The sequence below is a fragment of the Floridaenema aerugineum BLCC-F46 genome, from assembly GCF_041929345.1.
Lineage (GTDB): Bacteria > Cyanobacteriota > Cyanobacteriia > Cyanobacteriales > Aerosakkonemataceae > Floridanema > Floridanema aerugineum.
In genome coordinates this window covers 1-1,365 of the sequence record NZ_JBHFNQ010000091.1, presented here as the reverse complement: position 1 = coordinate 1,365, position 1,365 = coordinate 1, and the positions used below count along the sequence as shown (strand labels likewise).

Sequence of the window (1,365 nt, the reverse complement as noted above, 5' to 3'; positions counted from 1 at the left end):
AGAGACTTGATGATAACAGTTGGAACAGAGTTTAGAGCTAGGAAACCATCTATCAATTTCGATAAGCTTTGCACCTTTGCGCTCTAACTTATACGCCAAGAAATTGACAAACATTCCCCATCCACAATCAGATATAGCTTTAGCTAAATTATGGTTCCGAACCATGCCTTTTACATGAAGATTCTCTACTATCACAGCTTGGCTATCACTGCTTAACTTATGACTAAGTTTATGTAGAAAATCCTGCCTCGCGTTGGCTACTCGTTCATGAACTTTAGCTACTAATTTGCGATACCTTTCCCTAGTTTTACTTCCATCTTTTTTGCGGGAAAGTTTTTGCTGTTTGCGTTTTAAATTCTTTTCGTGTTTGGCTAGATGTTTGGGGTTGTCGTATTTAGAAATCTTTGTGCCGTCGCTAACTACAGCAAAATGTTTAATCCCTAAATCAATCCCGTAAATCTTTCCTTCTGCTGATAATGGTGTTTCACCTTCCACTTCAAATAATACAGAAGCGAAATATTTACCTGATGGGGTTTTACTGAGGGTAACGGTTTTTATCTTGCCATCTATCGGGCGATGAATTGAGGCTTTTATTTCCCCAACTCCCCCTGGAATTTTAATCGCATTTTCCGAAACAGTTACGTTTTGAGGGTATTGGGCTGATTGCTTTCCTTTCTTAGCTTTGAATTTGGGAAATGCTGCCCTTCCCTCAAAGAAGTTTTTATATGCAGTGGTTAGATTTAATGTGGTTGCCTGTAATACTTGGCTGTAGCAATCACCCAACCATTTAGTTTCTTCGCTTTTCTTGAGTGCTGGTAAAAGTGCATTTAACGCAGATCGTCCTAATCCTTTACCCGTCTCTCGGTAGGTTTCAATGCTCTTGTTTAGAGCATAATTCCACCAATACCTTGCACACCCAAATATCTGAGCCAGCTTATGTCGCTGTTCATTTGTTGGGTAAATTCGGACTTTGACGACTTTGCGTTGCACTCAAATCATTTCCTTATCCTTTACGCCAGATAGCGATAAGTATAACCGCGTTTTAGTAAGTTGGCAATATCGTTACTTCGTTTCTGAGTTAGCAGGTCGGGTAAGGATTGGGTATTACTACCCGCACCTCCCCTAAGAACCGTGCTTGTCAGTTTCCCAACACACGGCTCAAGCCTTACTTCAAGCCTTTTAACTTGGGTTTTGAATGTACCTGTTTGTGGCACGCTGCGTGCAAATGCTGTAGGTTGTCAGTGTCGTCTAGACCTCCTTTAGCTACAGGTACTATGTGGTGGGTTTCGACCTCTTCCCCATTGATTAATGGTTCACCGCAGATGGGACATTTCCAATTTTGGAGTTTGGCTACTTCATAATATT

The 1,365-nt window shown here is 41.1% G+C and carries 2 protein-coding genes; both read right to left on the bottom strand.

What is annotated here, in order from left to right; translation table 11 throughout:
* A partial coding sequence (locus ACE1CC_RS12055) for an RNA-guided endonuclease InsQ/TnpB family protein (RefSeq protein WP_413270678.1) occupies positions 1-990 on the bottom strand: 990 nt, incomplete at its 3' end.
* A gap of 175 nt (positions 991-1,165) precedes the next feature.
* Positions 1,166-1,365 (bottom strand): HNH endonuclease (locus tag ACE1CC_RS12050; protein ID WP_413270677.1); only part of this gene is annotated, 200 nt, incomplete at its 5' end.